This is a genomic window from Erythrobacter sp. QSSC1-22B (assembly GCF_001678665.1).
Lineage (GTDB): Bacteria > Pseudomonadota > Alphaproteobacteria > Sphingomonadales > Sphingomonadaceae > Qipengyuania.
In genome coordinates this window covers 1-4,680 of the sequence record NZ_LZRP01000021.1, presented here as the reverse complement: position 1 = coordinate 4,680, position 4,680 = coordinate 1, and the positions used below count along the sequence as shown (strand labels likewise).

At 51.1% G+C, this 4,680-nt stretch carries 4 protein-coding genes; 2 read left to right on the top strand and 2 right to left on the bottom strand.

Annotated elements, in window-relative coordinates; all coding sequences use genetic code 11:
• Nucleotides 1-386: 386 nt before the first annotated feature.
• Nucleotides 387-1,424, top strand: coding sequence for a glycosyltransferase family 2 protein (locus A9995_RS16385; RefSeq protein WP_082992831.1), 1,038 nt, complete (start codon nt 387-389; stop codon nt 1,422-1,424).
• A gap of 15 nt (nt 1,425-1,439) precedes the next feature.
• Here A9995_RS16385 and A9995_RS16380 read toward each other — a convergent pair whose 3' ends face one another.
• Entirely contained in the window at nt 1,440-3,278 is a 1,839-nt protein-coding gene (locus A9995_RS16380) for a formyltransferase family protein (protein WP_082992830.1), read from the bottom strand.
• 62 nt (nt 3,279-3,340) lie between these two features.
• On the opposite strand from A9995_RS16380, the gene A9995_RS17150 reads away from it, so the two are divergent.
• A complete protein-coding gene (locus A9995_RS17150) occupies nt 3,341-3,502 on the top strand; it encodes a hypothetical protein (protein ID WP_168157443.1) in 162 nt (53 codons plus the stop codon).
• A 33-nt stretch (nt 3,503-3,535) separates the two neighbouring features.
• Here the strand turns inward: A9995_RS17150 and A9995_RS17715 are convergent, their stop codons facing one another.
• On the bottom strand, nt 3,536-4,489 hold the full coding sequence (locus A9995_RS17715) for a DUF6625 family protein (RefSeq protein WP_369815870.1): 954 nt from the start codon (nt 4,487-4,489) through the stop codon (nt 3,536-3,538).
• Nucleotides 4,490-4,680: the final 191 nt, after the last annotated feature.

Below are 4,680 nucleotides of genomic sequence, written 5' to 3'. Positions count from 1 at the left end.
AATCCTGCGCTAAACAAGGCGGCTCACACCGGATGGATACACCGGTCCCGACCCGTCCCGGCATCACCGGTAAGTAGATAGCGGTGGAGATTAACGCTTGCCCAATTGAATGCCCCCCGGTCCTCCATGGCTTCTGGCTGTGCGGGGCCAGTGTTAATTTTTTGCGGGCTGGCCTCAGATGATTTGTCAGAGAGGCCGCGGAGTTAGGGACAGGTTGGTAGACTCCCTGAAGGCGCTAGCAGGACAGAGGGGAAAGATTGGAAGTCCAAGCTGTAGCCCGAATCGTAGTTCACGGCTAACCAGAGGCATGTATGAGCGTTGTGTGGAATTACGAGCAGCATGGCTTCGCATGCGCGAAATTGATGAGGTCTACGTAGGTGCTTTCTATGGATGTTACCGATGGAATCTCGTCTGCAGCTCAGGCAGGAAAAAAAAATCGAAATTTTTTAGGTGCCGTTGTAATTGGGCGAAATGAGGGAGACGGCTTATTAAGGTGCTTGGCATCCTTACGTCCGGACTGCGAGAAGATAGTCTATGTTGATTCAGGATCAAATGATGGCAGTGCTGCAGCGGCTGCGGCGTTGGGCGCGGACGTCGTTGATCTTGATCTAAGTAGCCCCTTTACGGCGGCTCGAGCTCGCAACGCCGGCTTTAGACGGCTTAATGAGATAAGCCCGAATCTCGCCTATGTGCAATTTGTTGATGGCGACTGCGAAGTAATAGAAGGGTGGATTAAAGCCGCAGAGGAGTTCCTTGGCAGCCGCGCCGATGTAGTAGCAGTCTGCGGGAGAAGAATGGAGAGGTCCCCAAATGCCTCCATATACAACGCCATGTGCCATCGTGAATGGAATACCCCGGTTGGATCCGCAGACTCTTTTGGCGGAGATTTTCTTATTCGCAGCGATGCCTTCGCTCAAGTCGGAGGATTTTCAGATGAGCAAGTCGCGCACGAAGAACCAGAGCTTTGCGGAAGACTTCGCGCAGCTGGTTTCAGGATCTGGAGGATCGAGGCGGCAATGACGCTACACGACGCAAAGATTTTTCGGCTGAAGCAGTTTTATACACGTAATCGGCGAGCAGGCTTTGGCATAGCTCAGGCTTTGGTCAGATCGGGTTTGACAATCGATCCGGGTGGTAAAGCAATCTTGAGGCGAGCTCTAACATGGACATTCGCACCTCTTTTAGCGTCATTCACCGGATTCATAACTTTAGGTGCCCCCGGCTTCTTCGCACTGGCCGTTTACCCGGTACAGGTCCTTCGCCATGCGATTGTAGACAAACAAGAAGCAGGTGGTTCCCTAGGCAATCGGCTGATGGTTGCCGCTCTAGGAATGATCGGCAAATTTGGCGAAGCTCACGGAGCAATTGAGTTTTTGATTAAAAATGCTAAGGGCTCGCAGTTAACGCCCATATTCTACAAATGAGTTAAGGCACCTCTCTCAGTGCGAGCGGAGGACCGAGACTTTGCGCGCTCCGTCGATTAAAGTTTTGTTTCCTACGGCCGAAACCGTATGCAAACCATACGGGTATAATCCGTTCGGCAAAGGATTTACGTGCGCGACTACTTCTTCCACGTAGTCAAATTTAGATAGCACCTTGACTTCACTAATGACCGTCGAACTCCCATAGTGCTTTGAGCAGTCTTGCGCAGGACGGTAGAGTTTTCCGCCGTGCATGAATGGAGTTCCGCCAGGGCGTGCACTTCGAATATCCGATTTAACCGGATTCAGGGGGTGCGCCCTCCAAGGACCTTCTAGGCAGCTTGAATAGTAAATGTGCAAATCCGTGTTTTTTGACGTAGATTCATCGAGCGAGAACATCCAAAATGTATCATCGCACTCGTAGAACGTTGCGTCGATCAGTTGAGATTTTGGAAACAAGGTCGCCTTATGAGTTGTAATACCTTGCTCGTCTACTTGAAAGGCCGATATGTCCCTACCAGCAGAGTGCTCCGGAATATAGCAAATGTCGTCATTGTGATGCAGCACAAATGGATAAGAGAGGTGGGTGGGTGCATCCAGTACAAGCTTAGCAGAACCGAACTTGCCGCCGTTGTAATCGACCGCAGCGATAGATCCAATGTGACGTCGCCAATCATAGAGTTCACACAGAATTCGAATGTCTCCTGATCTGTTCAACGGGTACCCAAAGGGGTCGGCTCTAAATGTCCCGCTCACCCTCGGCATCCAATGTGCCTGCGACAGGGCAGCTGTCTGCGCCTCAGGGCCCTCAAGACCCGCAACAACATGGATCGGCGCATCGACGACCGCGACGTTCCAATTCTGACGATTGGCCTTGTAGGTCTTTTGCGACGCAGCAAACTCTTTAACGCAAGCAAAGCAGAACTTGATCATATCACGGTTGGTTGGTTCCTTGTATACAGGGCCTAATTGGGTTGCCCCTGAGTTTTCGGCCAATCGGAACCCATTGGCATTAATATCAGCGCATACCCGCCGCACCCAACTGCTCGCTCCGAAATAAAGGGCGTCACGAGTCCGAACATAGGAATGTAGATTGGTCTTAAAATGGCCCCGGTGAAGTATACACCCACCGTCTAATTCATCATTTAGAACCTGCAAGACTACGCCAGCGACCCGCGATTTTTTTAGGATCTCCCAAAAACCCGGTGGGTGACCCCTGAACTCTGTGGGATCGCCATGATGATAGGACCACACTCCTAATTTTGCACAATCAAATACTTCGCCGGTGAGTATCCCAAAGCCAAACCGCAATATAAAATCGGGTTTTGCATTCCTGATAAATGCGACTGTTTCAGAGTCGAAGACTTCACGGCGTCTTGCAGCCTTCAATGCGTGAACAGCAATCGTCGGAACATCGGACAAAAAATCACGCATGTCCGTTGATTTCGTTGCTTTGGAAAATCTGTTTACATATATTCGGTTGAACGCTCGCCACAGGGCAAGATGTCGGTTTCTCCATCGCTTCTGCCACTTTGAATCGTTCGGCGGATCCGGCTGGGCCGCTCGCACAACCACTCCAGCAGGTATCGCGGCCCCGGAGGCAACTGCCTCTTTGATGCAGTTGGCTTGCCACAAAGGCATGTCCAGAGAGTCACATAGGACAACGAAACGCAGTGGCAAACTCGGCATCGAAGAACCTTCAAATCGCAAGCAAGCTTCAAAAAATGCTCTTTGGTCGGCAGCGGGTCGCTTGGCAAATGCAATGTCACGCGCAAAATGAAAATTCCGTGTGACCGTCGGGCCACAGGAGCTCGCCACCTTGGGTTGTCTGTGGGTCGCATCGCTCAGCGGGATCATCGAACGCACTTACCCTCGGAAACATAATAGCTTGTCAGCCGGCTAGATCTAAATTTGTAATTATGGGTTCCGATCAGCCGACAAAGCAGCGTGAACGGCAGCGCTGCAGCACCAATTTTATCCGAGCGGGAATTCGCGAAACAGCGGACATGAGCCTGATCGGCGAGCCCTTCGTTTCCGTCGAGCAGGTCGGAGGTCCAAAAGGGTTTTACATTTCGACGTAGAGGGCTGAGCGTCTATTGATGGGAAGTAGAGAGTTAGCTGGTCCGTTGTTCCAACCGAGCGATCGCTCGCCCGATCGCTAAGACAGCTCGCTCAGCGCTCCGACCAACTCTGCTATTATTAAACGTTCGCAGCGTAGTGCGCATTTGTTCGCAACCAAAAAAGGATCCCGGATTATAAACTCCAAACCTATCATAAGCGAAACCACGTTCAGCTTCCTCGGCATCAGGAAATCTAAATAGGGACGGAAACCTGCGGCATCGCATTTTAGCGCGGCCCCAATGGAAATATACCAGTTCTTCGCCCGCCAAAGTGTGAATCGACTTTCCATTATATACTATACCTGTACCGGGCCAAGGTATGTCTCCGCGAATAGGAAAACCCCACCGAACCCGAACATCGCCTCGCGCTTCGGCAGCCTGAACCACCTTTGTAAATGAACTGAAATCAGGGATGCCTCTTGCCCAACTGCACTCGTCGTAAGCCGTAAATTCGCCCGAAGATAGGATATCCAAATAGATTGGGTCGTCTAGTGCCAACTTGTTAACTTCGTTCCTGTTCCGCAGCACGGTCAAGTGACCGACAGTCATCCTTTGGTCCGGCGAGATGACATCCACGGCCCCATCGAGCAATGGAGATAATAGTCGGTCGACATCCCCATAGAGTACATCTTCATCGCCAAAAGCCCAGTAATCATACTCTTCTAGATAATCGTGAAAAATGTGACCATAAGCTGGCTTAAGGTCGCAAAGGTGCCTAGCTGTAGGAAGCTTGACTGCGCTACCAATCTTCTGTTGGGCCAACGTCCTGAAATCGGATAAGGACATTTCCAAACGTCGCGCATTGTCGGGAAGCCACGCTGGGGTGTCATCGCTAATAAGCAACAGATCCAGTGTACTTTGTCGGGAAAGAGAACGAATATACAGGGGAAACCATGGCCCCAAAGTACCAAAGTAGGGGATTATTAGGAGAGCCCTAGCGTTTTTCATTGAACATCCGTATATATTGGCGTAAGTTCCCGTAAGCGGGGAAATCTACCGAAGGGCTGTACGTCTCTTTAGTTATTCCTCGGTTGGGTTCGCCAATGGGAGGGGCATGGTTGTGTCGGCCGCGAGATAAGCAACGTAAGTCTATTAGCATAGGAAGCCTTAATCAATGGGTCTCCCTAGGGTCCGGACTC

Coding starts and splice junctions, on each gene's coding strand:
- A9995_RS17150 (WP_168157443.1), top strand. CDS start 3,341: ATGGGTTCCGATCAGCCGACAAAGCAGCGTGAACGGCAGCGCTGCAGC.
- A9995_RS16380 (WP_082992830.1), bottom strand. CDS start 3,278: ATGATCCCGCTGAGCGATGCGACCCACAGACAACCCAAGGTGGCGAGC.
- A9995_RS17715 (WP_369815870.1), bottom strand. CDS start 4,489: ATGAAAAACGCTAGGGCTCTCCTAATAATCCCCTACTTTGGTACTTTG.
- A9995_RS16385 (WP_082992831.1), top strand. CDS start 387: ATGGATGTTACCGATGGAATCTCGTCTGCAGCTCAGGCAGGAAAAAAA.